Origin of the sequence: Nonomuraea sp. B10E15, assembly GCF_039871615.1 — a bacterium.
In the GTDB taxonomy this organism is placed as follows: domain Bacteria; phylum Actinomycetota; class Actinomycetes; order Streptosporangiales; family Streptosporangiaceae; genus Nonomuraea.
Genome location: NZ_JBDPMB010000012.1, coordinates 261208 through 283937, shown reverse-complemented (window position 1 = coordinate 283937; position 22730 = coordinate 261208). Strand labels below are relative to the sequence as shown.

The 22730-nt window shown below is 71.6% G+C and carries 19 protein-coding genes and 2 tRNA genes; 11 read left to right on the top strand and 10 right to left on the bottom strand.

Annotation, left to right across the window (positions count from 1 at the left end):
* Nucleotides 1-32 precede the first annotated feature (32 nt).
* Both ABGB14_RS30335 and ABGB14_RS30330 read left to right on the top strand, forming a co-directional pair.
* Entirely contained in the window at nt 33-1895 is a 1863-nt protein-coding gene (locus tag ABGB14_RS30335; protein ID WP_347647239.1) for a nitrate- and nitrite sensing domain-containing protein, read from the top strand.
* The gene (locus tag ABGB14_RS30330; protein WP_347647238.1) at nt 1888-2253 is read left to right on the top strand and encodes a DUF742 domain-containing protein; all 366 of its coding nucleotides are present in this window, start codon (nt 1888-1890) and stop codon (nt 2251-2253) included. The genes ABGB14_RS30335 and ABGB14_RS30330 overlap by 8 nt, the downstream gene beginning before the upstream one ends.
* Here the strand turns inward: ABGB14_RS30330 and ABGB14_RS30325 are convergent.
* Nucleotides 2231-3637, bottom strand: coding sequence for an MFS transporter (locus tag ABGB14_RS30325; protein ID WP_347647237.1), 1407 nt, complete (start codon nt 3635-3637; stop codon nt 2231-2233). The genes ABGB14_RS30330 and ABGB14_RS30325 overlap by 23 nt on opposite strands.
* A gap of 75 nt (nt 3638-3712) precedes the next feature.
* Between ABGB14_RS30325 and ABGB14_RS30320 the strand changes: the two genes are divergently transcribed.
* Nucleotides 3713-4180: a MarR family winged helix-turn-helix transcriptional regulator gene (locus ABGB14_RS30320; RefSeq protein WP_347647236.1), complete on the top strand. Its 468-nt coding sequence runs from the start codon at nt 3713-3715 to the stop codon at nt 4178-4180.
* Here the strand turns inward: ABGB14_RS30320 and ABGB14_RS30315 are convergent.
* From ABGB14_RS30315 to ABGB14_RS30285, 7 genes are read right to left on the bottom strand one after another with little or no spacing between them, the layout of a single operon-like run.
* Nucleotides 4173-5051: an ABC transporter ATP-binding protein gene (locus ABGB14_RS30315; protein ID WP_347647264.1), complete on the bottom strand. Its 879-nt coding sequence runs from the start codon at nt 5049-5051 to the stop codon at nt 4173-4175. The two genes, ABGB14_RS30320 and ABGB14_RS30315, sit on opposite strands and share 8 nt — an antisense overlap.
* 2 nt (nt 5052-5053) lie before the next feature.
* Complete coding sequence (locus tag ABGB14_RS30310; protein ID WP_347647235.1) at nt 5054-5812, bottom strand: ATP-binding cassette domain-containing protein; 759 nt, start codon at nt 5810-5812, stop codon at nt 5054-5056.
* A complete protein-coding gene (locus ABGB14_RS30305) occupies nt 5809-6666 on the bottom strand; it encodes an ABC transporter permease (protein ID WP_347647234.1) in 858 nt (285 codons plus the stop codon). Before ABGB14_RS30305 ends, ABGB14_RS30310 begins: the two co-directional genes overlap by 4 nt.
* Nucleotides 6663-7679 (bottom strand): ABC transporter permease, encoded by a 1017-nt coding sequence (locus tag ABGB14_RS30300; protein WP_347647233.1) that lies wholly within the window; start codon nt 7677-7679, stop codon nt 6663-6665. Before ABGB14_RS30300 ends, ABGB14_RS30305 begins: the two co-directional genes overlap by 4 nt.
* Nucleotides 7680-7684: 5 nt before the next feature.
* Entirely contained in the window at nt 7685-9298 is a 1614-nt protein-coding gene (locus tag ABGB14_RS30295) for an ABC transporter substrate-binding protein (protein ID WP_347647232.1), read from the bottom strand.
* 23 nt (nt 9299-9321) lie between these two features.
* Nucleotides 9322-10995 (bottom strand): hydantoinase/oxoprolinase family protein, encoded by a 1674-nt coding sequence (locus ABGB14_RS30290; RefSeq protein WP_347647231.1) that lies wholly within the window; start codon nt 10993-10995, stop codon nt 9322-9324.
* Nucleotides 10988-12058: a DUF917 domain-containing protein gene (locus ABGB14_RS30285; RefSeq protein ID WP_347647230.1), complete on the bottom strand. Its 1071-nt coding sequence runs from the start codon at nt 12056-12058 to the stop codon at nt 10988-10990. The genes ABGB14_RS30290 and ABGB14_RS30285 overlap by 8 nt, the downstream gene beginning before the upstream one ends.
* Nucleotides 12059-12284: 226 nt before the next feature.
* On the opposite strand from ABGB14_RS30285, the gene ABGB14_RS30280 reads away from it, so the two are divergent.
* The 6 genes from ABGB14_RS30280 to ABGB14_RS30255 all read left to right on the top strand — a co-directional run bounded on the left by ABGB14_RS30280 (nt 12285) and on the right by ABGB14_RS30255 (nt 16968).
* Nucleotides 12285-12357 (top strand) — tRNA-Met (locus tag ABGB14_RS30280).
* 3 nt (nt 12358-12360) lie between these two features.
* A tRNA-Arg gene (locus ABGB14_RS30275) sits at nt 12361-12433 on the top strand.
* Between the two features lie 34 nt (nt 12434-12467).
* Nucleotides 12468-12902, top strand: coding sequence for an RpiB/LacA/LacB family sugar-phosphate isomerase (locus ABGB14_RS30270; RefSeq protein WP_347647229.1), 435 nt, complete (start codon nt 12468-12470; stop codon nt 12900-12902).
* 15 nt (nt 12903-12917) lie between these two features.
* Nucleotides 12918-13142 (top strand): PF20097 family protein, encoded by a 225-nt coding sequence (locus tag ABGB14_RS30265; RefSeq protein WP_347647228.1) that lies wholly within the window; start codon nt 12918-12920, stop codon nt 13140-13142.
* 127 nt (nt 13143-13269) lie between these two features.
* Nucleotides 13270-14433: an amidohydrolase gene (locus ABGB14_RS30260; protein ID WP_347647227.1), complete on the top strand. Its 1164-nt coding sequence runs from the start codon at nt 13270-13272 to the stop codon at nt 14431-14433.
* Nucleotides 14434-14460: 27 nt separating this feature from the next.
* Nucleotides 14461-16968 carry a Tex family protein gene (locus ABGB14_RS30255; protein WP_347647226.1) on the top strand — a complete coding sequence of 836 codons (2508 nt, stop codon included), beginning with the start codon at nt 14461-14463 and terminating at the stop codon, nt 16966-16968.
* A 449-nt stretch (nt 16969-17417) separates the two neighbouring features.
* Here the strand turns inward: ABGB14_RS30255 and ABGB14_RS30250 are convergent, their stop codons facing one another.
* A complete protein-coding gene (locus tag ABGB14_RS30250; RefSeq protein WP_347647225.1) occupies nt 17418-20264 on the bottom strand; it encodes a BTAD domain-containing putative transcriptional regulator in 2847 nt (948 codons plus the stop codon).
* Nucleotides 20265-20347: 83 nt separating this feature from the next.
* On the opposite strand from ABGB14_RS30250, the gene ABGB14_RS30245 reads away from it, so the two are divergent.
* Complete coding sequence (locus ABGB14_RS30245) at nt 20348-21385, top strand: hypothetical protein (protein WP_347647224.1); 1038 nt, start codon at nt 20348-20350, stop codon at nt 21383-21385.
* Nucleotides 21386-21501: 116 nt separating this feature from the next.
* On the opposite strand, the gene ABGB14_RS30240 is transcribed toward ABGB14_RS30245, so the two are convergent.
* Nucleotides 21502-22116, bottom strand: coding sequence for a M23 family metallopeptidase (locus ABGB14_RS30240; protein WP_347647223.1), 615 nt, complete (start codon nt 22114-22116; stop codon nt 21502-21504).
* A 168-nt stretch (nt 22117-22284) separates the two neighbouring features.
* Between ABGB14_RS30240 and ABGB14_RS30235 the strand changes: the two genes are divergently transcribed.
* Nucleotides 22285-22728, top strand: coding sequence for a hypothetical protein (locus ABGB14_RS30235; RefSeq protein WP_347647222.1), 444 nt, complete (start codon nt 22285-22287; stop codon nt 22726-22728).
* Nucleotides 22729-22730: the final 2 nt, after the last annotated feature.

Genomic DNA, 22730 nt, shown 5'->3' with positions numbered 1-22730 from the left:
GAGGTGCCATGGGTCGTAGCCGAACGATCCGCATGAAGATCATCGGACTCCTACTGGTGCCTCTGACCTCCATGGTGGTGTTGTGGGGCGTCATCACCGCCGTCACCGCCACCGAGAGCTTGGAGCTACGCGAGTACAAGACACTCTGGACGAACCTCCGCCATCCAGCGTACAAACTGATCAACGAGATCCAGCGCGAGCGTCTCGTCTCGGCCAAGCACCTGCGCCACATGGCGGCCCAGACCGCGGTGGAGGCGCAGCGTAGCCGTACCGACGCCGCTGAAGACACCTTCACGCGGCTCTCGGGCAACTCCAAGGACAGATCGGAAGAGATCCGCACGCAGGTGAACGCGGTGTACACGCAACTGAACAGGCTCGACGTGATCAGAAGAGAGATCGACACGAGCCTGAGCGACCGCCTGCACGCAGTTGAGTCCTACGACGCGATCGCCGACGCGCTGTTCGGCCTGCACCGCCGCGTCGCGCTCATCGACGACATCCCGATCTACGAGCAGTCGCGCGTGGTCATCGACATGAGTTACGCGAAGGAGCTGCTCACCCGGGAGCAGGCCATCGCGCTCGGGCCGACCACGGCCGTGGAGCGCAGGACCTTCACGCAGATCGTCGGCAACCGGCGTTTCCTCGTCGACCAGGCGCTCGGAGAGCTCGACCCGCCGCTGCGCGACCCCCAGGTCGCCATGATCACCTCCGCCTCCTATCAGCGGATGCGGATGATGGAGGACCAGATCATCTCCGGCCGCTCGCCGCGTGACTGGCTGAGCGTCACGGAGGAGCTGGCCAAGTCGTTCCAGGCGGTCCAGATGCGGGCCAGCGCCAACCTGAACGGGCGCGCCGACCCGGTGGCCGACCGGGTGCTCGGCCGGGCGCAGCTGCTGGCGGGGACCGCTCTGGTGCTGGTGGTCGTGTCGATCGTGTTCTCGTTGCGGATGGGCAACCGGCTGTCGCGGGAGCTCGGCGCGCTCCGGCTGGCCGCCCTGGAGGTGGCGCAGGAGCGCCTGCCGCACGTGGTCGGCACGCTGCGCAGGGGCGAGCGGATCGAGCTGCCCGAGGTGTCGGTGGCGAGCACCACGGTCGAGATCGACGACGTCGGGCAGGCCTTCTCCACGGTGCAGCAGACCGCCGTCGAGGCCGCCATCGGGCAGGCGCGGCTCAACGAGGGCGTCGGCCACGTCTTCCGCAACCTGGCCAGGCGCAGCCAGACGTTGCTGCACCGCCAGCGCATCCAGCTGGCGGACATGCAGCACCGTGCGACCGACCCGGACGCCCTCGAGGACCTGTTCAAGCTCGACCACCTCACCACGCGCATGCGCCGCCACGCCGAAGGCCTGATCATCCTGTCGGGCGCCACGCCGGGCCGCGGCTGGAGCCGCCCGGTGCCGCTGCTCGACGTCGCCCGCGGGGCGGCCGCCGAGGTGGAGGACTACCCGCGGGTCACCGTCGAGCCGATGTCCGGCCAGCGACTGGCGGGCCCCGTCGTCGGCGACGTGATCCACCTCGTCGCGGAGTTGATCGAGAACGCCACCGTCTACTCCCCCACCCACACCCAGGTCATCGTGCGGGGCGAGGAGGCGGCCAGGGGGTTCGTCTTCGAGGTCGAGGACCGCGGGCTCGGAATGAGCGCGGAGGTGCTGGACGAACTCAACGAGCGGCTGGCCAGCCCGCCGGAGTTCGACCTGGCCGACACCGACAGGCTCGGCCTTTTCGTCGTCTCCCGCCTGGCCGCCAGGCATGACATCCGCGTGACACTACGCGGTTCACCATATGGAGGGACCACCGCGATCGTGTTGATCCCGGCTGAGCACGTGGCCGATCCGGACCTGGATCCCCACGTCAAGGAACCCGCTCGACCCATGCGGGTGGTGCGCAGTGAGTGACAAGCCAGAAGAGCGCTGGCTGGACGAGGACGCCGGTCCGATCGTCCCGGCCTATCTGCTGACGAGGGGCCGTACGGTGCCCGCGAGCGAGGCCATCGACCTCATCGCGGTGATCATCACGTCCGGCGGCCTGACGACGCCGCGCGGCCTCGACCCCGAACATCTGATCATCCTGCAGAAGTGCACCCAGCCGACCCGGCTCGTGGACGTGGCGGCCGAGCTCAACCTGCCCATCGGCGTGATCAGGGTGCTGGTCGGCGACCTGCACGCGCGCCAGCTCGTGCAGGTCGAACACCCGCCTCCGGCCCCCGACGCGAAGGTGCTGCTCGAGGTGATCAGCGGGCTGAAGGCGCTGTGACCGCCCGGCGGTTGAGCCATCCGTACGTGGCCGCGAACAGCGCGGCCACCGCTCCGGCCGCCGCGGCCACGCCGAAGACCCACTGGTAGCCGCGCACGCCGGGACTGGCGGCCAGGATGGCGGCGATCGCGGCGCCCGCGGTGCTTCCGCCCACGATGCGCACGAGCGCGTTCACGCCCGCGGCGACGGCCGTCATGCCCGGTTCGACGTGCTCGACGGCCATGGTGCCGAGCGCCGCGTACCCGATGCCGAAGCCGATGCCCATCAGCGAGGCCGCCATGTACAGGTCGGCGGGGCCGTCGTGCCTGGCCACCAGCCACAACGCCGCCAGCCCTGTCACCGCCGAGCCCGCGGCCACCATGGACGAGGCGTGGAAGTGACGCATCAACCGGCCCGCGAACAGGGAGAGCACCAGCATGAACAGCGTGCTGGGCAGCAGGTAGAGCCCGACTTCCAGGGTGGAGGCCGCCAGGCCGTAGCCGGAGCCGGCGGGCGCCTGGGCGAAACCGGAGATGCCGGTCAGGAGGGTGAAGAACGCGAGGCCGAGCAGCATCGAGGCCACCGTCGCGCCGACCGTGCCCCGGTGGACCAGCATCGCCATCTGCACCAGCGGCTCGGGCACCCGGCGCTCGACCACGACCCACACGGCGGCCAGCACCGCGGCGGCCGCGAACAGCCCGAGCACGCCGGGCGAGGTCCAGCCCCACGAGCCGCCCTCGCTGATGGCCAGCAGCAGCGCGACCAGCCACGCGGCCAGCAGCCCCGCGCCGAGCAGGTCGGGACGGCCTCTGACGGCCGGCGCGCGGTCGCGTACGAGGAAGGCCACGAAGACGGAGGCCACCAGGGAGATGGCGGCCGTGATCCAGAAGACCAGGTGCCAGTCTCCGGAAGCGAGCCCGGCCAGGATCATCCCGCCGCCGGAGCCGAAGCCCATCGTCGCGCTGAGCACGCCGATGCCGGTCGCGAGCTGGCGTCCGGGCAACATGTCGCGTACCACGCCGATCGACAGCGGCACCAGCGCGGCCACGAACCCCTGCAACACCCGCGCCACCAGCAACCAGGTCAGAGAGGTGGCCAGCGCCGCCATCACCGAGCCGGCCACCAGCAGCGCCAGGGCGGCGAGGATCATGCGGCGCCTGCCGTACATGTCGCCGAAGCGCGACAACAGCGGCGTGGAAACCGCGGCGACCAGCAGGCTCACCGTCAGCGTCCAGCTCACGGAGGTGAGCGAGGCGTCCAGCTCACGTTGCAGCACGGGAAGCAACGGCACGACCGCAGTGTTCTGCAAGGCGGCGATCGACGCGGCGAAGGCCAGTGACACCACGGCCGGCCAGGGGTTGCGCGCCGAGGTGTCCCGGCGCGCGGTTGCGACGGCTGTCGCCATGTTCCGCTCCTTTTAGATACTTTGGGTAATTAGTCGAGGAACGATGATACATACCTAAGTTAGGTAAGCAAACCGATGGACGACGATCTCATCAAGACGGTCTCGGCCTACCGCCGGCTCGCGGCCACGCTCCACCGTGCCAAGACGCACGAGCGCCTGACCGAGGCCGCGGGCGTCCGGCTCGACCGGCCCGACGTGCAGATCCTCGTCCACCTGCTGGACGCGGGCGAGCCGTGCAGGATCGGCGCGATCGCCGCAGGACTGCAGGTGGAGAGCCCGCACGTGACCCGGCACGTCGCCGCGCTGGAGGGGCGCAAGCTGGTCGAGCGGGTGCGCGACCCCGACGACGGCCGCGCCTGGCGCATCGCGCTCACCGAGGACGGCGCCGAGGCCGCGAGCAGGTGCCGCCGGGTGACGGCCGCGTGGTTCGAGAGCGCCACGGCCGGCTGGCCCCCGGAAGAGCGAGCGGAGCTGGCCAGGCTGATGGACAAACTCGCCGAAGACTTCACCGCGCACCTCAAGGCGCGCTATCCGGCTAGGTGACCAGCACGTCCTCCGCCCGGTGGCAGGCCACCTGACGGCCCCGCACGTCCCTGAGCGCGGGCGGCCGCTCGCACTCCGGCACGGCCAGCGGGCAGCGGAGCCTGAACGGGCAGCCCGTCCGCGCCGGCACGGCCTCCGTCGCGCCCCTGGCCCGCGGCGGCGGGCCGCCGCGCTCGGGCACGGCGTCGCGCAGGGCGCGGGTGTAGGGGTGGGCCGGGTTCGCCAGGAGGTCGCGCGTGGCTCCCGACTCGACGACCTGCCCCGCGAACAACACGTGCGTGGTGCGGCAGAGCCGCCGCACCACGGCGAGGTTGTGCGTGATCAGCAGGCGCTCGGTGTCCAGCGAGGCGATCAGGTCGAGGATCCTGGCCTGGACGGTGACGTCGAGCGCGCTCGTGGGCTCGTCCAGGATGAGCAGGCGGGGGCCGACCGCCAGGGCCCTGGCGATCACCACTCGCTGGCGCTGGCCTCCCGAGAGCTGGTGCGGCCTGCGGCCGGCCAGTACGGGGTCGAGCCCGACCTGTTCGAGCAGTTCCGGCACCCTGGCACGGGCGGCGCGGGGTCCTCGCGCCGGCAGGGCCTCGGCGACGGAGGCGCCGATGCGCATCCTGGGGTCGAGGGCCTCGGCCTGGAAGACGGGCTGGACGTCTTTCCGGAACGCCCGCATGTCCGCTTTTTTGAGGATTTGGTCGCCGTACCAGATGTTTCCGGCCATGGGGGTGAGGAGGCCCAGGAACGCGCGCGCCAGGGTCGTCTTGCCCGAGCCGCTCTCCCCGATCAGCCCGACGCCACCCGCGGTGACGTCCAGGCTCACGTCGTGCACGACGGCCCGCCCGGCGTACCCGAGGGTCACCCGCTCGGCCCTGAGCATGGTCACGGCAGCGCCTCCAGCAGCTCGCGCGTGTAGGGATGCGACGGCTCGGCCAGCACCCTCGCGGCTGGACCCGACTCCACCACCTCCCCGCCCTTCATGACCAGCACCCGGTCGGCGATCGTCGAGACCAGGGCCAGATCATGGGAGACGAGCAGGAGTGCCAGCCCTCGTTCCACCCTGAGCCGGTGGAGCACCCCGACCACCTCGGCCTGCACGGTCACGTCGAGGGCGCTGGTCGGCTCGTCGGCGAGGATCACCTCGGCGCCCAGGGCGATGGCCAGCGCGATGGCGAAGCGCTGGGCCTGGCCGCCGGAGATCTCGTGCGGGTAACGCCGCAGGATCGTGCGGTCGAGCATGACCGCCGCCACGGACTCCGCCATGATCTCGTCCAGGCTCCCGCCCCGGCCTGCGCCTTTCCCGACGCCGTGGAGCCTGAGCGCGCGGCGCATCAGCACGCCGAGACGGGTGGCGGGGCTGAGCGCCGACTGGGGTGACTGCATCACGAGCGCCGCCCTGGCCCCGCGGATCTCGCGCAGCCGGCGCGGCGAGGCGGCGAGCACGTCGACCCCGCAGACCCTGACGTGTCCCGAGACCTCGGCGCCCTCGGTGAGACCCAGGAGCGAGAGCAGCGTCGTGGACTTGCCCGAGCCGCTCTCCCCCACGATCGCGACGCACTCGCCCGCGCCAACGTCCAGCTCGGGGACGTCGGCCGCCAACCGCCCGGCGTAGCGCACCTGGAGGTCACGCACCTCGATCACGTGACCGTCCTCGCCCTGGGGTCGAGCGCGTTGCGCAACCCTTCCCCCAGCATGTTGAACGCGAACGCCGTCACCAGGATCGCCAGCCCGGGGAACGTGCCGATCCACCAGTTCGTGGTGAACAGCGTCTGCCCCTGCTGCACCATCAGCCCCCACTCCGCCGTCGGCTCCTGCGCGCCGAGCCCCAGGTACGACAGCGCCGCCGCGGTGAGGATCACGCCGCCCGCGTCCAGCGAGATCTGGACCAGGACGGGGGTGAGCGAGTTCGGCAGCACGTGCCGCAAAACGATCAGCGGCGCGGGCACGCCGAGGCACCGGGCGGCGTCCACGTACGGGCTGGCGGCGATCGTGGCGGCCACGGACGCGGCCAGCCGGGTGTACCACGGCCACCAGGTCACCGCGATGGCCAGGATGACCGTGTTCACGCTCGGCGGCAGCACGACCGCCAGCGCCAGCGAGAGGAGCAGGGCGGGGAAGGCCAGGAACACGTCCGTGACCCGCATGATCACGTCCCTGACCCAGCCGCCCGCGTACCCGGCCACCACGCCCAGCGTCACACCGCCGAGCGCCGAGACCGCCAGGACGGACACCGCGATGGCCAGCGAGGTGCGGCCGCCGTACAGGATCCTCGTGAGCACGTCGCGGCCGAGCTGGTCGGTGCCGAACCAGTGCGCGCCGCCCGGCGGCAGCGACCCCTCCAGCGGGCGCGGCTCGTCCGGGTACGGGGCGAGCCACGGCGCCATGATCGCGGCCAGCACGATGAGCACGATGAGCACCGCCCCGAAGGCGGCGAACCGGTCGGGCACCCGTGGCAGGGAGCGCCGCAGCGGCACCTCGGCGCGCGGGCTCCTCATCGGCTCCTCGCCCGGGGGTCGAGGAAGCCCTGGAGCACGTCCACGACCAGGTTGGCCAGAACGTAGACCAGGGCGACCAGGAGGGTGACGCCGGCGATGGCCGGCGTGTCGCGCGAGCGGATCGACTCGGCGGCGTAGCGGCCCAGGCCCGGCCAGTTGAAGATCGCCTCGACGAGGAAGCCGTTGACGAGGGAGTAGGCGAAGACCAGGGCGATCAGCGACAACACGGGGCTCAGCGCCGGCCTGAGGGCGAACTTGGTCAGGATGGACGTCTCGCCGAACCCGAGCGCGCGTTCCAGCCTGGCGTGGTCCTGGCCGGACTCCTCGATGAGGGTCGCCCTGGTCATCTGGGCGATGACGCCCGCTGGGTAGGCGGCCACGACCAGGGCGGGCAGCGCCAGGTGGTGGAGGGTGCTGGTGAGGATGGGCCAGTTGCCGGTGATGAGGGCGTCGACGACGGTGATGTTCGTCCACAGGGTGAGAGGGCTCGTGGTGTCCAGCGAGGAGTCGTACTCGCCGGCCACGGGGAACCAGTCGAGCTTGCCGGCGAAGATCAGCTGCAGGGCCAGGGCCAGCCAGAAGACGGGGACGGAGACGGCCAGCATGCTGCCGAACCGCACCCCCAAGTCCGGAAATTTCGTCTTATAGCGGGCGGCCAGCACCCCGACCGGGATCCCCGCCGCCACCGCGATCAGCAGAGCCGCCCCGACCAGTTCGAGCGAGGCGGGAAAGGCGAGATAGAGATCCTCGCGCACGGGTTGCCGGGTGCGCAGGCTGACCCCCCAGTCGCCGGTGAACAGGTCGCGCACGTAGGCGAAGAGCTGCGCCGGCAGCGGATCGTCCAGCCCGAACCGCTCGCGCGCCGCGGCGAGCTCCTCCGGCGAGGCCTTCGGCCCGGCGAACGCCACCGCCGGATCCCCCGGCACCAGCCGCATGACGGCGAACGTGAGCACGACCACGCCGGCGACGACCAGGAGGGCCTGGCCGAGCCGGCGGGCCAGATAGCGCAGCATGGGCGTCAGCGTGCGCGTTCGAGGTCGTAGAAGAAGACGACGTTGGGATAGGCGGGGTTGTCCACGTACCCCTTGACATCAGCGGTCAGCGCGCGCTGGTAGGTCTGCACGTACGGCACCGCCACCGCCGCCTGCTCCCCGATGATCTTCTTCTGCAGCTCCTCGAACGCGTCCTCCGCCTTGAGCGCGTCGGTCGCCATGAGCTCGGGCAGCTTCTCGACGGCCGCGTCGATCTCGCGGTCCTTCAGGTACGACAGGTTGAACCGCGGCTCGTCCTCGCTCTTGAACACGTTGAGGAACCACGAATAGGCGTCCGGATAGTCCGGATACCAGTACATGACGAAGATGTCCTGCCCCTGCTTCTTCCCCAGGTCCCACTGGGCGCTCCACGTCATGGGCTTGGCCTGCAGCGTGATGTTGAGCTTCTTCAGCGCCGAGCTCAGCAGCGTGACCAGCATCTTCTGGTCCTCGTCGCCCTGCGCGTAGGTGAGGGAGAGCCTGAGCTCGGCGAGGTCGGGGCCGTATCCGGCCTCGGCGAGCAGTTCCTGTGCCCTGGCCGGGTCGTGCTCGGGCTCCATGCCGTTCACGTGGCCGAGCAGCCCTTCCGGCACCAGGCCGCCGGCCTTCAGCCCCGCCCCCTTCAGCGCCGCCGCCAGGCCGTCGTAGTCGATCGCGAGCTGGAGCGCCTTCCGTACCCTGACGTCCTTCGTCGGGCCCGCGGCCGTGTTGAACAGCACCAGCAGGTTCTGGAACGACGGCGACCGCGCCGTCTGCACGTTGTCGGTCATGCCGGCCTGCTCGAACAGCTGCGGGTTCAGCCGCTGGACGAAGTTGACCTCGCCCTTCTGCAGCAGCTGCCACGCGGTGGTGGTCTCGGGGGTGACCCGGAAGGCGACCTTCTTGTACTGCTCGGGCGTCCAGCCGCCCCAGTAGTCCTCGAACGCCTTCAGCGTGAGCTCGGTCTCCTTGCCCTTCTGCCAGGAGTCGATCGTGTACGGGCCCGTGCCGGCGGTCGTCTTGCCGTCGGCGTCCACCGCGCCCACGTCGTAGATGTAGGCGGCGTAGCCCGAGGAGGCGATCAGGTCGAGCGGCGCGGCGCGCCTGAGCGTGAACTTCAGCGTGGTCGCGTCCACGGCCTCGATCGTGTCGACCGAGTCCCAGATGTAGGCGGCGCCGCCCTTCTTCTCGATCGTCCGCTCGATCGCCTTCTTGGCCGCCTCGGCGTCGAGCGTGGCGCCCGAGTGGAACTTCACGCCCTGGCGCAGCTTGAACGTCCACTCCTTGCCGCCGTCGGCCGAGCTCCACTCGGTGGCCAGGCGCGGCTCGGCCTCGCGGGACTGGAAGTTGTAACGGGTCAGGCCCTCGTAGATGTTCGACAGGGCGACGATCTCGTTGGAGTAGGAGGTGGCCGGGTCCCAGTCGGTGACCACGTCCAGGTTCGGCACGTAGACGAACGTGCTGTCGTTGGCCTTCGCGGTCTGCGTGGCGGCCGGGCCGGAGCTCTTCGCCGGCTCCGGCGTGCCTCCGGCGCCGCGCACCTGGCCGCCCGCGCACGCGGCTGCGGTCAGAGCCAGGGCGCCGGTGAGCCCGGCTACGAGCAAGCGCTTGTGCCAGCGCATGGTGGGGGGATCCTTTCGATCTTTCACCGGGCGAGGGGTCCGGCTGCTTTGACGTGTACGCGTACGGCGGGCTCGGAGAGATAGCTCAGCGGCACCTCGAGGAGATCGACGATCTCGACGCCGGAGGGATCCGCCCCCGCCGCCACGGCTCGCGCCACCGCCTCTTCCTTGGCCCTTTCGATCGCTTCTGGCCGACTATCTCCCGCAGGCAAGATCGTATCGACTCTGCCACTCGCGAGGGCGATGGCCGCTCCCACGGCGTTGGCCACCTCGGCGTGCTCGGGGCGGATCACCCGGCTCACGCCCGGGATGCGGGCGGGCAGGATGAACGCTCCCCCACCGACCGCGACCAGGGGCCGGTCGGTCCTGCCGAGCGCCATGCGATCCACGGCGTCGATGACCATCTCGTCCGCGACGGCGATCGCCCTCGCCAGGATGTCGGCGATCGTTTCCGTCCCGTCCCGCGCGACCGGCCCTCCGCCCGGCCCGTCGCCCGCCGCCGCTGCCCGCGCGTCCGCGCCGTTCCGTCGTGCGGCCGCGCGGGCCAGGACGGCCGCGGGGAGACGCCCGCGCCATGCGGCGGCCCCCGGCGGGGTGCGGCCCGCCGCCACCGCCGCGTCGGTCATCGTCGCCGTGGCCCCGCCGAAGACCAGCGCCTCACCGGCGATCCGGTAGCCGACGGAGTCGGGGCCGACCCCGCGTCCGCGCACCACGCTCCCGCCGCCGAGGGCGACGGAGAGGATGTCCGGCATGCGGAAGTTGGTGAGCACCCCGCCGATCTCGACCGCCGCCGCCGACTCGCGGGGGAAGCCGCCGGCCAGCACCCCGAGATCGGTGGACGTGCCGCCGACGTCCACCACGACCGCGTCCGCCACGCCGGACAGCAACGCGGCGCCGCGCAAGGAGTTGGCCGGGCCCGACCCGATCGTCGCGACCGGCAGCCGCGCGGCGTGCTCCACCGTCATGAGCGTGCCGTCGTTCTGCGCCAGGTACGGGCGCGCGTCCAGCCCGCGCTCGGCCAGGACGGCGCTCAGCGCGCCGGTCACGTGGGCGGCGACGCCGTAGAGGGCGGCGTTCAGCACGGTGGCGTTCTCGCGTTCGAGCAGCCCCAGCGTGCCGATCTCGTGGCTCAGCGAGACCGGCAGGCCGTACTCGGAGGTGACCAGCTCGGCGACGAGCCGCTCGTGCCCGTCGCTCGCCGGGCTGAAGACGCTGGTGACGGCCACCGCGTCGGCCTCCACGCCGTCCAGGAAGCGGCGGACCGCGCCGAGGTCGGGCGCGCTGATCTCGCGGCCGTCGACGTAGTGCCCGCCGGGGACGACGGCCTCCCCCGCCGACACGGCCTCGCGCAGGTCGTCCGGCCAGCCGGAGAGCGGGGGCACGGCGGTGGTGGCGGGCGCGCCGAGCCTGAGCACGGCGACCCGGCCGAGGTTCCCGCGCTCCAGGATCGCGTTGGTCGCGTGGGTGGTGCCCAGCATGACCCGGCCCACCCGGCTCCGCACGCCGCCGTCCGGCGTCCGCGCTCCCGCGGCCCCTTCCAGCTCCGCGAGCACCGCGTCCATGGCCGCCCGCAACCCTCCGGTAACGTCCCTGCTCGTCGGCCGCTTGGCCTTGGCCACCACCCGGCCGTCGGCGCCGAGCACGACCGCGTCGGTGTTCGTGCCGCCGACGTCGATCCCCATCCGCAGGTCAGCCATGCGCCGTCAGCTCCTCGACGGGTACGTAGTCGAGGTCGTAGCCGAACGCCACGGGCCCGGCCGTCTCCAGCCCTCTGGGCGTGCGCCAGAGCGGGTCGCAGGGCCAGGCGAGCACGCTGACGCGCTGGCCGTACCGCAGGCTCTCCGTCTGGACGGCGGCGGCGGTCTCGGTGTCCACGATCGTGATGAGGTCGGGGACCATGGCCCGCACGGCGCCGTCCTCGACGGCGACGAGGTTCTCGTTCTGCAGTTCCACGGTGAGGCGGCGGCCGCGGTCGTCGCCGGTGCCCTCGATCGTGGCCGTCCCCCGGACGAAACCGCCGGTGGTGCGCCGCTCCACGTCGGTCAGCTTGCCGGTGATCAGGCGTACCGCGCCGAGCCGGTCCTGGAGCGCTCCGAGCGGGTCGTCCGCGCCCTCCGTGGCCCTGCCGATCGCCAGCGCGCGGGTGACCGTGCCCTCGATGACCGCGCCGCGGGCCCGGCCGGCGGTCAGGACGTAGTCGGCCATCAGCGCGTGCGAACCGGCGGCCACGCACACGGCCCGTGCCAGACGCTCGGACCAGAGCCCGTCGATCGGGCGGATGGTCACGACGTTCCCCACGATGTCAGACATGATCACCAGGTCGGCCGGGATCCCGGCCACGTACATCGACACCATCTGGACCTCGGGGAACGCCCGGCCCATGCCGTCGGCGTCGAGCAGCGGCACCCCGAGGCGCGCGGCCCAGGCGACGGGTGCGACCCCGTTCGAGCCGCCGATCTCGGAGGACATGATCGCGCTCGGCGGCCGGCCGAAGAGCCGCTCCACCTCCTCGGCGACGCGCTCGGGCTCGTCCTCGCCATGGATCATCTCGTGGCCGACCGTCGGCGCACCGATCCCGGACAGCGGCACGACCAGCGCGTCGCCGGGCAGGTCGGCCAGCTCGACCAGCGGCACCTCGCCGTACGCCCGGATGGCCCTGACCGCGGCCAGCGACCCCGTACGCACGTCTCCCCCGCCGCCGGTGCCCAGGATCGCGCACCCCCGGGCGAGCGCCGGGATGTCACTCTCGTCAATGCTCATATGGCTGCACAACCAAGCACATACCGCACCAATGCGCCAGTCTGACATGTGCGGCATAAACGCGTTGCGCCGTCACGCGTACGACCGCCATGCTCGATACCGGCACCTGATCCAGCGAAAGGACCTCCCATGACCACCCGGCGAATGCGCATGCGGCGCCGCACGGGCGTGTCCTGGGCGCGTCGGGGCTGATCTCCGGCCCCGGCCCCGCCCGGGCGTCTTCCCAGGCGGGTGGGGGCGCTGGTGTGCCCGGCGATTTCATGCGTCGCTCCAGGCGGGTTCGATTCCCGCACCCGCCACGGGCCCTCGTGGCGCAGCGGAGAGCGCGCCTGTTTCCGGAACAGGAGGCCGCTGGTTCGATTCCAGCCGGGGGCGCTGGTACATCTGAGGTGAGCAGCCGGGAGGACACATGCGGATTTCGGTGGCCGCCGACAGCAAGGACGGCGTGGCCGAGCGGGTCGTGGCGGACTTGCGCAGGCGCGGGCACGAGGTGGTCGCCCACGGCGCGCTCGGCGACGGCGAACGCGCCGACTGGGCGTGGGCCTGCGAACTCGCCGCGAGAGACGTCAGCGAAGGGCGTGCCGACCAGGCGGTCGTCTGCTGCTGGACGGGCACGGGCGCGTCCATCGCGGCGAACAAGGTGCCCGGCGTCCGCGCCGCGCTCTGCGTCGACGCCTACACCGCCGACGGCGCCCGCACCTGGAACGACGCCAACGTGCTCGCGCTCAGCCTCCGGCTGACGTCCGACGTGGTGCTCGGTGAGATCCTCGACGCCTGGTTCGAGGGGCGGCCCAGCACCGACGCCGCCGACATGGCAAACGTCTCCCATCTCGACGAGATCTGACTACGCTCGGGCCGCATGTCCATTCTGCGGTGCACGCATTGCGGGGAAGAGTCGCTGGAGCCCGGGTTCATCATGGATTCCGGCCAGAGCTCCCAGGGATACGTCAGATGGGTGGAGGGCCCGCTCGAACGCGGTCTGTTCGGCGGAGCCAAGCTCTTCGGCCGGCCCAAGTGGCAGGTCGAGGCCTACCGCTGCCGTACGTGCCACCATCTCGAACTCTTCGCCCGCAACCCCAGCTGACCCGATCACCCAGCCCGTCCACCCCGGGCATCCGTCACCCTGGATGACGTCCGCGCCGCCCGCCGGGTCCGGAACCGTCACAGCGGCGACACGGAAATCGTCGGTCCGGCCGTTTAGGGTGCTGGGCATGACCGACGTGCTGATCCGTGGCGGGCACCCCTGGGGGCTCGGCGCACCCGCCGACGTCCTCGTCCGCGGCGGCCGCGTCGCCCGGGTCGGCCAGGGCATCGACGCGCCCGCCGCCCGGGTCGTCGACGTCACGGGTCAGCTGGTGCTGCCCGGCCTCGTCGAGGCCCACTGCCACCTCGACAAGACGCTTCATGGCGGGCCATGGGTGCCCCACTCGGCCGGCGACACGCTCGCCGGCCGCATCGGCAACGACCTCGCCCGCCGGGCCGAGCTGGGCGTGCCGAGCGTCGAGCGGATCGGCGCGCTGCTGGAGCGCATGAGCGCGGCCGGCACCACCCATGTGCGCACCCACACCGACATCGATCCCGAGGTCGGCCTGCGCGGCGTGGAGGCCGTGCGCGAGGCCGCCGCGCGCTCCCCTCTCGACGTGCGCCAGGTCGCCTTCCCGCAACACGGCGTGCTGACCAACCCCGGCACCGCCGAGCTGCTCGAAGAGGCGCTGAAGGGCGGCGTCGAGGCGGTCGGCGGGCTCGACCCCGCGGGCATCGACCGCGACCCGGTGCGCCACCTCGATCTGATCTTCGGCCTGGCCGGGCGCTACGGCACGCATCTCGACATCCACCTCCATGACGGCGGCTCGCTGGGCGGCTGGGAGCTCGAGCTCATCACCGAGCGCACCAGGGTGCTCGGGCTGGGCGGCCGGGTCACGGTCAGCCACGCCTACGCGCTCGGCCAGCTCGACGAGCCCTACGTCGACCGCCTGGCGCAGGGCTTCGCCGACGCGGGCGTGGCGCTGGTGACCGGGGCCGTCTACAACTACCCCGTGCCGCCCATCAAGAAGTTGCGGGCCGCGGGCGTCACGATCGCGTGCGGCCACGACGGCATCCGCGACCTGTGGGGCCCCTACGGCAGCGGCGACATGCTGGAGCGGGCGATGCACGTCGCCTACCGCAGCACCTTCCGCGCGGACGAGGACATCGAGCTGGCGCTGGAGGCCGCCACCTACGGCGGCGCCCGCGCGCTGGGGCTCGCGGGCTACGGCCTGGCCGAGGGTGACCGGGCCGACCTGGTGGTCGTGCCCTCGGGAGGCCCGGCGGAGGCCGTGGTCGTTCACCCTGGGCGCACTCTGGTCATGAAAGACGGCGTAGTCCTGCACAATTGACCGGCGGGACCATCGAAAGGCAGGCAAGTGCTCTCTATTCACCAGCGGATCGCGGCAGAGCTCGGCGTACGCGACGGGCAGGTGCAGGCAGCCGTCGATCTGCTCGACGGCGGCGCGACCGTGCCGTTCATCGCGCGATACCGCAAAGAGGCCACCGGCGCCCTCGACGACGCGCAGTTGCGCACGCTCGAGGAGCGGCTGCGCTACCTGCGCGAGCTGGAGGAGCGCCGGGCGGCCATCCTGGAGTCGATCGAGTCGCAGGGCAAGCTCGACGACGAGCTGCGCGAGCAGATCATGGCGGCGGAGACCAAGGCCAGGCTCGAAGACATCTACCTGCCTTACAAGCCCAAGCGGCGCACCAAGGCGCAGATCGCCCGGGAGCTGGGGCTCGAACCGCTGGCCGACCAGCTGCTCGCCGATCCCGCGTGTGACCCGGCGGCCACCGCGGAGGGCTTCGTCACCGAGGGGGTGGCCGACGCGGCCGCGGCTCTCGAAGGCGCGAGGGCGATCCTGGTCGAGCGCTTCGCCGAAGACGCCGACCTCATCGGCGCCCTGCGCGAGCAGCTGTGGAACCGTGGCCGGCTGGTCTCCAAGGTGCGCGAGGGCAAGGAGGAGGCGGGGGCCAAGTTCTCCGACTACTTCGACTTCGGCGAGCCGTTCACGAAGCTGCCCTCCCACCGCATCCTGGCCATGTTCAGGGGCGAGAAGGAAGAGATCCTCTCCGTCACGCTCGAGCCCGACGACAGCCCCGACTACGAGATGCGCGTCGCCTCCCGGTTCGGCGTCTCCGACCAGGGCCGACCGGCCGACAAGTGGCTGACCGAGACCGTGCGCTGGGCCTGGCGCACGCGCATCCTGGTGCACCTGGGCATCGACCTGCGCATGCGGCTGTGGCAGGCCGCCGAGGACGAAGCGGTGCGGGTCTTCGCGGCCAACCTGCGCGACCTGCTGCTCGCCGCGCCGGCCGGCGCGCGGCCGACGATGGGGCTCGACCCCGGCCTGCGTACGGGCGTGAAGGTCGCCGTGGTCGACGCCACGGGCAAGGTCGTCGAAACGGCCACGATCTACCCTCACGAGCCCAAGCGGCAGTGGGCCGAGTCGCTCGCCGTGCTGGGCGCGCTGGCGCAGCGGCACGGCGTCGAGCTGATCGCCATCGGCAACGGCACCGCGTCGCGCGAGACCGACAAGCTGGCCGGCGAGCTGGTCCAGCACATGCCGTCGGTGACGAAGATCGTCGTCTCCGAGGCCGGGGCCTCCGTCTACTCCGCCTCGCCCTACGCCTCGCAGGAGTTGCCCGAGCTCGACGTGTCGCTGCGCGGGGCGGTCTCCATCGCCCGCAGGCTGCAAGATCCGCTGGCCGAGCTGGTCAAGATCGACCCCAAGTCGATCGGCGTCGGCCAATACCAGCACGACCTCGCCGAATCCAAGCTCTCCCGCTCGCTCGACGCGGTGGTCGAAGACTGCGTCAACGCCGTGGGGGTCGACGTCAACACCGCGTCGGCGCCGCTGCTCACGCGCGTGTCCGGCATCGGCTCGACGCTGGCCGAGAGCATCGTCCGCCACCGCGACGCCAACGGCCCCTTCCGCGCGCGCTCGGCGCTGAAGAGCGTGCCCAGGCTCGGGCCCAAGGCGTTCGAGCAGTGCGCCGGCTTCCTGCGCATCCGCGGCGGCGACGACCCGCTCGACGTGTCCAGCGTGCACCCTGAGGCCTACCCCGTGGTGCGGCGCATCCTCGGCGCCGTCAAGAGCGACCTCAAGACGCTGATCGGCAACACCGCGGCGCTGCGCTCGCTCAGGCCCGACGACTTCACCGACGACACGTTCGGCCTGCCCACGGTCACCGACATCCTGCGCGAGCTGGAAAAGCCGGGCCGTGACCCGAGGCCCGCGTTCAAGACGGCCACCTTCAAGGAGGGCGTCGAGAAGCTCTCCGACCTGACGCAGGGCATGATCCTGGAGGGCGTCGTCACCAACGTGGCCGCGTTCGGCGCCTTCGTGGATGTCGGCGTGCACCAGGACGGCCTCGTCCACGTGTCCGCCATGTCCCGCACCTACGTCAAAGATCCCCGCGACGTGGTCAAGCCCGGAGACATCGTGCGCGTCAAGGTCCTCGACGTCGACATCCCCCGCAAGCGCATCTCCCTGACGCTTCGCCTGGAAGACGAGATCACCACCCAGTCCCCGGCCGACGGCTCCCGCCGCGGCCCCGGCCGCCAGGGCCCCCGCGGCGCCGACGACGGTCGCGACGGCAGCCAAGGCAACGGCGGCCGTGGCGACGGCCAGCGCGGACGCGGCCAGGGCGGCCGCGGTGACGGTCAGGGCGCTCGTGGCGACGGCCAAGGCGGCCAGGGCGCTCGTGGTGACGGCCGAGGCCAGGGCGGTCGCGACGAGCGTCGCGGCGACGGCGGCAGGGGCAACGGGCAGCGCGGCAACGGCGACGGCCAGCGCGGGCGCGGCGGCCAGCGCCGTCCCGCACCGACGGGCGCCATGGCCGAGGCCCTGCGCAAGGCGGGCTTGGGCGGCGACAACCGCTGACCATCCCGGCCCGACGCCGGCCCTCGCGAAACGCCGCCCGGCGGCTTCCGGCGAGGGCCGCATCCCCGCCCCGGCACCGGGCAGGTCTTCCCCGGCGAGGCGCACGCCCCCGGCCAGCCCTGACCTTGGACACGCCTCCCCGCGGCGCCGATGCCTTCAGCGCCCGCGAGTTGGTGAGGGTCGTCGTAGGGGTCGCCGATGTTGTGCCGCCACAGCACGGCTCCCCGGGACGCACGTGCCGTTGCCCGGGTTGGCATCCCAGGCGTAGAGAGCGGCGTGGTGGGCGCCGTCGGAGGAGCGCAGCCGGCCATCGACAACGCGGCGGCAATCGCGACGCATATGCGTGGGCTTTGGGTGCGCAGGGCCCAGCGGAGGACCCAGCGGAGCGCGCGTTCAGCCGGGCTTGCCTTGCTCCTCGCCGAATCGGGAGGCCCGTACGGTTCAGGAGTTCACCCCGAGGCCTGACGGTGGTTACGGAGCTTCGCGCGCACCTCGTCGGCGCCGGGGTGGGAGAGCTCGTCCAGGATGGCCAGCGCGTTCTGCCAGGCCTGTCGCGCCGCCTGATCGTCGTGCAGGGTGGCGTGCACGTCGCCGAGGTGGAGGAGCGTCTCCGCCTCCGTCACGCTGTCCCGCCCGGTTCGGAGGAGATCGAGGGCCTGGCGGTGGCACGTGATGGCTTCTTCGTGGTGGCCGAGGTGGTGGTGGGCGTACCCGAGAGCGTCCCATGCCGCGCCCTGCCCACGCGCGTCGCCGATCTGCTGGAACAGGGCGAGCGCTTGTCGGCAGCAGCTGACGGCCCGGTCGCCGTCGCCGAGGTCGGCGTACAGCCGTCCGAGCCCGCTGAGCATCTCGGCCTGCCCGTGCGGCACGTCCGCGACGCGGTACAGCTCAAGGGCGAGCCGCATGTGGTGGGCGGCCTCATCGAGGTCACCGCGCTGCCCGTGGACCCAGGCGAGCGTATGATGCGCCTCCGCCTGCGCCGCCTCGTCGTCGATCTCCGCCGCGAGCTCCAACGCCCGCTTCGCATGGGTGTGGGCGTCGTCGTACCGCGCGAGGCTGCTGGACGCACAACCCAGGGCCAGGTGTGAGAGCACCTGCTGGAAGGTGTCGCCCCGCCGCTTGGCGGCGGCGAGAGCGATCGTCTGGATGCCGGCGAAGTCGCCCCACTGGGCCTGCCAGTCGAGGAAGTTCTCGAGAGTCCAGGCGATCTGCCAGGCCGCCGCATCGAACCCGGCGGCCACCGACAGGTCGATGGCCGCGAGAAGAACGGCACGCTCGTCGGAGAACCAGGCCTCGGCCTGCCGGCTGCCGGTCAGATCGCCGATCGTGACCCCGTGAACGGGATCGTCGAGGGTGATCTCGCGACGCGCCGGGTTGATCAGCAGCGCTGCCCGGCGGCCCGTGTGCACGTAGTGGTCGAGCAGGCGGCGAAGAGCCCCGTGCGCTTCGGCGCTGCTCTCCTGCCCGCGTACGAGCTCGTTGGCGTACGCGCGAAGCAGGTCGTGGAAGGTGAAGCGGCCGGGACGGTGCTCGATGAGCAGCTGCGCGGCGGTGAGGGTGGCCAGCAGGGGCCGCACCTGGGAGACGCGGATGCCGGCGAGACTGGCGACGGCGGTGAGCGAGACGTCCGGGCCGGGGTGGAGTCCGAGAAGCCGGAAGAGCTGGGCCGCGCCCGCGGAGAGCCCGTCGTAGGAGACGGCGAACACCGCTCTGAGGTCAGTGGCGGGATCCGGGCCCGAGAAGGCGTCGAGGGTGCTCTCGGCGTCGCGCAGCCGCTCGGCCCACGCATGGAGCGGGAAGCCGGGTTGGGCGGCGGCGCGGGCGGCCATCACCGCCAGGGCAAGCGGGAGCCGCGCGCAGCGAGAGATGATGGCGTCGACGGCCTCACGCTCGGCGACGACACGATCGTCGCCGAGCCGGCGAGCAAGCAACTCGCGCGCCTCGACCTCGGTGAGCAGGCTCAGCGGGATCGGCCGGGCGGCCTGGGCCGCAACCAGGCCGGAGAGCTGGTTGCGGCTGGTGATCAGGGCGAAGCAGCCCGGTGAGGCCGGCAGCAGCGGCCGTACCTGTTCCTCGTCACGAGCGTCGTCAAGGAGAACGAGCATGCGCTTTCCCGCCAGGAGGCTGCGGTAGAGCCCCGCCTGGGCGTCCACATCGGCGGGGATCCGCTGCGGTGGCACCCCCAGCGCGTCGAAACACCGGCGCAACGCCTCGGCCGGCGACAGCCCGTGACCGAGCGGGTCGTGGCCACGCAGGTTCACGTACAGCTGGCCGTCGGGGAATCGCTCGGCGACCCGGTGCGCCCAGTGCACCGCGAGCGCGGTCTTGCCGACGCCGGCGGTGCCGGAGACCGCCGAGATCACCACGGCGGGCGCGTCGCCGCTCTCGCCGTCGGGCAGCAGCTCGTCGAGCAGCTTGACCTGGTCCCCCCGTCCGACGAAGTCGCGGGTGGCCGCGGGAAGGTGGCGCGGCACGACCGGTACGTCCCGTGGCCCGTGCCCGGCGAGCGCGGCCGAAGCCGGCGGCGGGCCCGGCACCGGCCCGGCCTCCGGATCGGGTGCGCCGGCAAGCATCTGCCGATGCAGTCGTTGCGCGCTCGCGCATGGCTGGATGCCCAGCTCCTCGTCGAGAAGGTGGTACAGCCGCTGGTATTCGGCCAGCGCATCGGCCTGGCGGCCCGATCGGTACAGCGCGAGCATGAGCCGTTCGCGGAACGACTCGCGCAGTGGATGTTCGGCCACCAGCGCCGTCAGCGCACCGATCTGATCGGCATGACGGCCGAGCGCGAACTGGGCGTCGATCCTGTCCTGCACGGCCCCGAGGCGTCGTTCCTCCAGCCGTGGGCGTTCCAGGAGGATCAGCGGGCCGGTCGTGTCGCCCAGTGCGGGACCCCGCCACAGCTCGAGCGCGGCGCCGAGATCGCGGGCAGCGTCGGCCGGCCGGCCGTCGGCGAGCGCGGCACGTCCGCGCTCCGCGAAGCGCTCGAAGACAGCGAGATCGCTCGCCGTCTCGTCCAGGCGCAGGACGTAGCCCGAGGAGCGGTACACGAGTGGAGACTCGCGGCCGGTGTCCCTGCCCAGCGCTCGGCGTAGCTTGGACGCCATCTGCTGGATCTGGTTGGCGACCGTTGCCGGCACGTCCTCGTCCCACAGTGCCGAGATCACCCGATCGACGGAGACCACACCGTTCGCGTTGAGCACCAGAAGCGCGAGGAGCGCGCGCTGTTTCGAACCGCCGAGCGGCACCGGCGCCCCGTCTCGACGGACCTCGACAGGCCCGAGAATGCGGATCTCCATGCTGCCCCACTCTTCGCCTGTGATCAGGATAGGGGGCAGGAGCGAGGGACGAGGGGCGCGCGTCAGCGAGGTACGGTCGGATGGTGAGCACAGAGGCGTTTTCCACGGCTGTCGTCCAGGCGCGTGACCTGCTCAGGTGGCGTTCGCCCTTGCGGACCGAGCTCTGGGCGGCCAAGGTCACGGCCGGGTTGGATCCGGCGCAGATCCGGCCGTTCCTGAGCGAGCTGGCGGTGGACGGCGGTCCGGAGGCGCGGCTCACGCTGGTCGCCATCGCGGCGGTCAACGCGGGCCGTCCGCTGTCTCCTCCCGACGCCCCGGGTTTGCCGGACATGCCCGCCCCGGCGGGTGACGCGACGACGGGGGCGGGTGCCGAAGTGTACGCCGACGCCGCTCGCGGGCTGGCCGGGACGCTCGCCGGGTGGGTGCGCCGGATGGGACGGGTGACGTGCGAGGGCGCCTGGTACGGCAAGGCCGACCCGTACGGCGAGCAGGTCCTGGCCGTGCTCTCCTTCCGCTACGACAACGGCAAGGAGCCGCACCTCCTGGTCGTCGGCATCGACCAGCCGCAAGGCGGGCTGGCGGTCGACGCGCTGGTCGAGGAGGTCAAGTTCCTTGACGATCTGGGGCTGGAGGCGGCCGAGCCCGGGACGGTGGCCGGGCGGATCCTGGACGCGTTCGAGCTGGGTGACCGGATCATGGGAGCGGAGGTCGCGGACACGCTGGCGAGCGTGCGGCCGCTGGCGATCACCCGGGCCCAGGGCGTCCCGGGGCTGGTGCGTGGCGCGTCCGACGACATCTTGGCCCGGTTCCGGGACCTGCCGGAGATGCAGGGGGCGGGGGAGGCGTTCGAGAAGCTGGCCGAGTTCGTCGGGGACCGGCCGCGGTGGTGGAGCCCGCAACGGGTCTCGGCGTTCCTGACGTCGTGGTTGCCCCGGGAGGCGATCCTTTCGGAGGCGGCCATCGCGGCGATGCCGGAGGTGGTCAGGGCGTGGAGTCGTTTCAGCGGCGACCATCCCGCGGTGCTGCGCCGGATCGACGAGGACGCGCCGCGCCTGCCCGCGCTCATGGCCGACGACTCCCTGGCCGGTCTGGGCAAACGCATCGCCCAGAACCGCCTCTGACCCCTGATCGGATCCGGGCCGGCACATCCCCAGAACCGTCCCTCACCCCTGGATTTCGACGAGGCTGGACCGCCCCTCGGAAGCACAGGACTGGGCGGGCAGGTCAGCTGGGCGGATCAGTGCGGTCCCAGTTCCCCGACATTGCAGTTGTTGCTGGAGACATTGCGGTATTCCTGGCCGTCGCGGTTGCCGTAGACGGCGCCGTTGAAAACGGAGGGGACCCGTTCCACTCCCGGTCCGCCCCATCCGGTCTTTCCGTCACCGTTCTTGTCGTACCAGGTCTCGAAGTGCAGGTGAGGGGTATTGCCGTTCGTCCCCGTGCCGCCCACCTGTCCCAGCACGGAACCGCGGGTGAGCCGGTCGCCGACCTTGACGCTGCGGACCCGCAGATGGATGTAGACGGTGTACCACCCGCCACCGTGATCGATCTTGACGCTGTGCCCGGCGCCGTTGCTCCACTTCGACATGACCACGGTCCCGGCAGCCGGCGCGATGAGCTTGGATCCGTTGGTCGCTCTCTGCGGTTCCCGCACCATGTCCAGTGCCGGCGCGTGGCCCCAGGTATTCAGACGCCACTTCTGCTCGCACGGGAACGGGAGCTGCATGGCTGGACGCGGCCCTCTTGCGTGCGAAGCATCGGCGTGGGCCAACTGAGCGGGCCCGACCAGCCCGACGCCGGTGAGTACGGCCAGCGTGAGTGCGGCCAGCGGTCTGCGGATTTCCCCCGTCATGTGTATCCCTCCTGCGCTTGATCACATCCGGTGGAACCAGTGTGAGACGAGGGGGTTATCGCGCCGCTTATGCGCAGGCTTTGGATTCGCTGCGTTCGATCCGGGGCTGGACACTTGAATGACGGTTGAGTACTCTCTTCCAAGTAAAGGATGTGACTTGGAGGAAACATGCCTGAACATGACGAATTGTCAGCGGAAGCCGCCCTTCGCGAAGTGGACCGCGCGCAGAGCGCCGTACGAAGGACGGGCCGACGGGGCGCGATCTTCTTCCTGTCGTTGTGGCTGATCACCACCGCCTACTGGCTGGCCGCGCTGCTCGGCCCCGAGGCGGTCCAGGACTACAGCGGCCTAGGGCTCCTCCTCGTCGTCGGCGTGGTGCTCGGCGCTCGCCTCGTCTTCCGCGAGCGGGTCTACAGTCGGCTGATGTCCCGGATCGTCTACCCCGTCACCGGGGCATTCGTGGGGACGGTCGTGCTCGCGTCCCTCTACAACATGTTCCTGCGCCCGATGGAGCCGGGGCCGGAGTGGGTGGTGCCCGACGTCGTGGTCGCGCTGATCGCGGGCGCTCCCCTGCTGTACGGCGCGGTGCGCGTGTTCCGCTCCGGGGAGTGATC

Coding starts and splice junctions, on each gene's coding strand:
- ABGB14_RS30335 (WP_347647239.1), top strand. CDS start 33: ATGAAGATCATCGGACTCCTACTGGTGCCTCTGACCTCCATGGTGGTG.
- ABGB14_RS30325 (WP_347647237.1), bottom strand. CDS start 3,637: ATGGCGACAGCCGTCGCAACCGCGCGCCGGGACACCTCGGCGCGCAAC.
- ABGB14_RS30320 (WP_347647236.1), top strand. CDS start 3,713: ATGGACGACGATCTCATCAAGACGGTCTCGGCCTACCGCCGGCTCGCG.
- ABGB14_RS30315 (WP_347647264.1), bottom strand. CDS start 5,051: ATGCTCAGGGCCGAGCGGGTGACCCTCGGGTACGCCGGGCGGGCCGTC.
- ABGB14_RS30305 (WP_347647234.1), bottom strand. CDS start 6,666: ATGAGGAGCCCGCGCGCCGAGGTGCCGCTGCGGCGCTCCCTGCCACGG.
- ABGB14_RS30300 (WP_347647233.1), bottom strand. CDS start 7,679: ATGCTGCGCTATCTGGCCCGCCGGCTCGGCCAGGCCCTCCTGGTCGTC.
- ABGB14_RS30295 (WP_347647232.1), bottom strand. CDS start 9,298: ATGCGCTGGCACAAGCGCTTGCTCGTAGCCGGGCTCACCGGCGCCCTG.
- ABGB14_RS30290 (WP_347647231.1), bottom strand. CDS start 10,995: ATGGCTGACCTGCGGATGGGGATCGACGTCGGCGGCACGAACACCGAC.
- ABGB14_RS30285 (WP_347647230.1), bottom strand. CDS start 12,058: ATGAGCATTGACGAGAGTGACATCCCGGCGCTCGCCCGGGGGTGCGCG.
- ABGB14_RS30270 (WP_347647229.1), top strand. CDS start 12,468: ATGCGGATTTCGGTGGCCGCCGACAGCAAGGACGGCGTGGCCGAGCGG.
- ABGB14_RS30265 (WP_347647228.1), top strand. CDS start 12,918: ATGTCCATTCTGCGGTGCACGCATTGCGGGGAAGAGTCGCTGGAGCCC.
- ABGB14_RS30260 (WP_347647227.1), top strand. CDS start 13,270: ATGACCGACGTGCTGATCCGTGGCGGGCACCCCTGGGGGCTCGGCGCA.
- ABGB14_RS30250 (WP_347647225.1), bottom strand. CDS start 20,264: ATGGAGATCCGCATTCTCGGGCCTGTCGAGGTCCGTCGAGACGGGGCG.
- ABGB14_RS30240 (WP_347647223.1), bottom strand. CDS start 22,116: ATGACGGGGGAAATCCGCAGACCGCTGGCCGCACTCACGCTGGCCGTA.
- ABGB14_RS30235 (WP_347647222.1), top strand. CDS start 22,285: ATGCCTGAACATGACGAATTGTCAGCGGAAGCCGCCCTTCGCGAAGTG.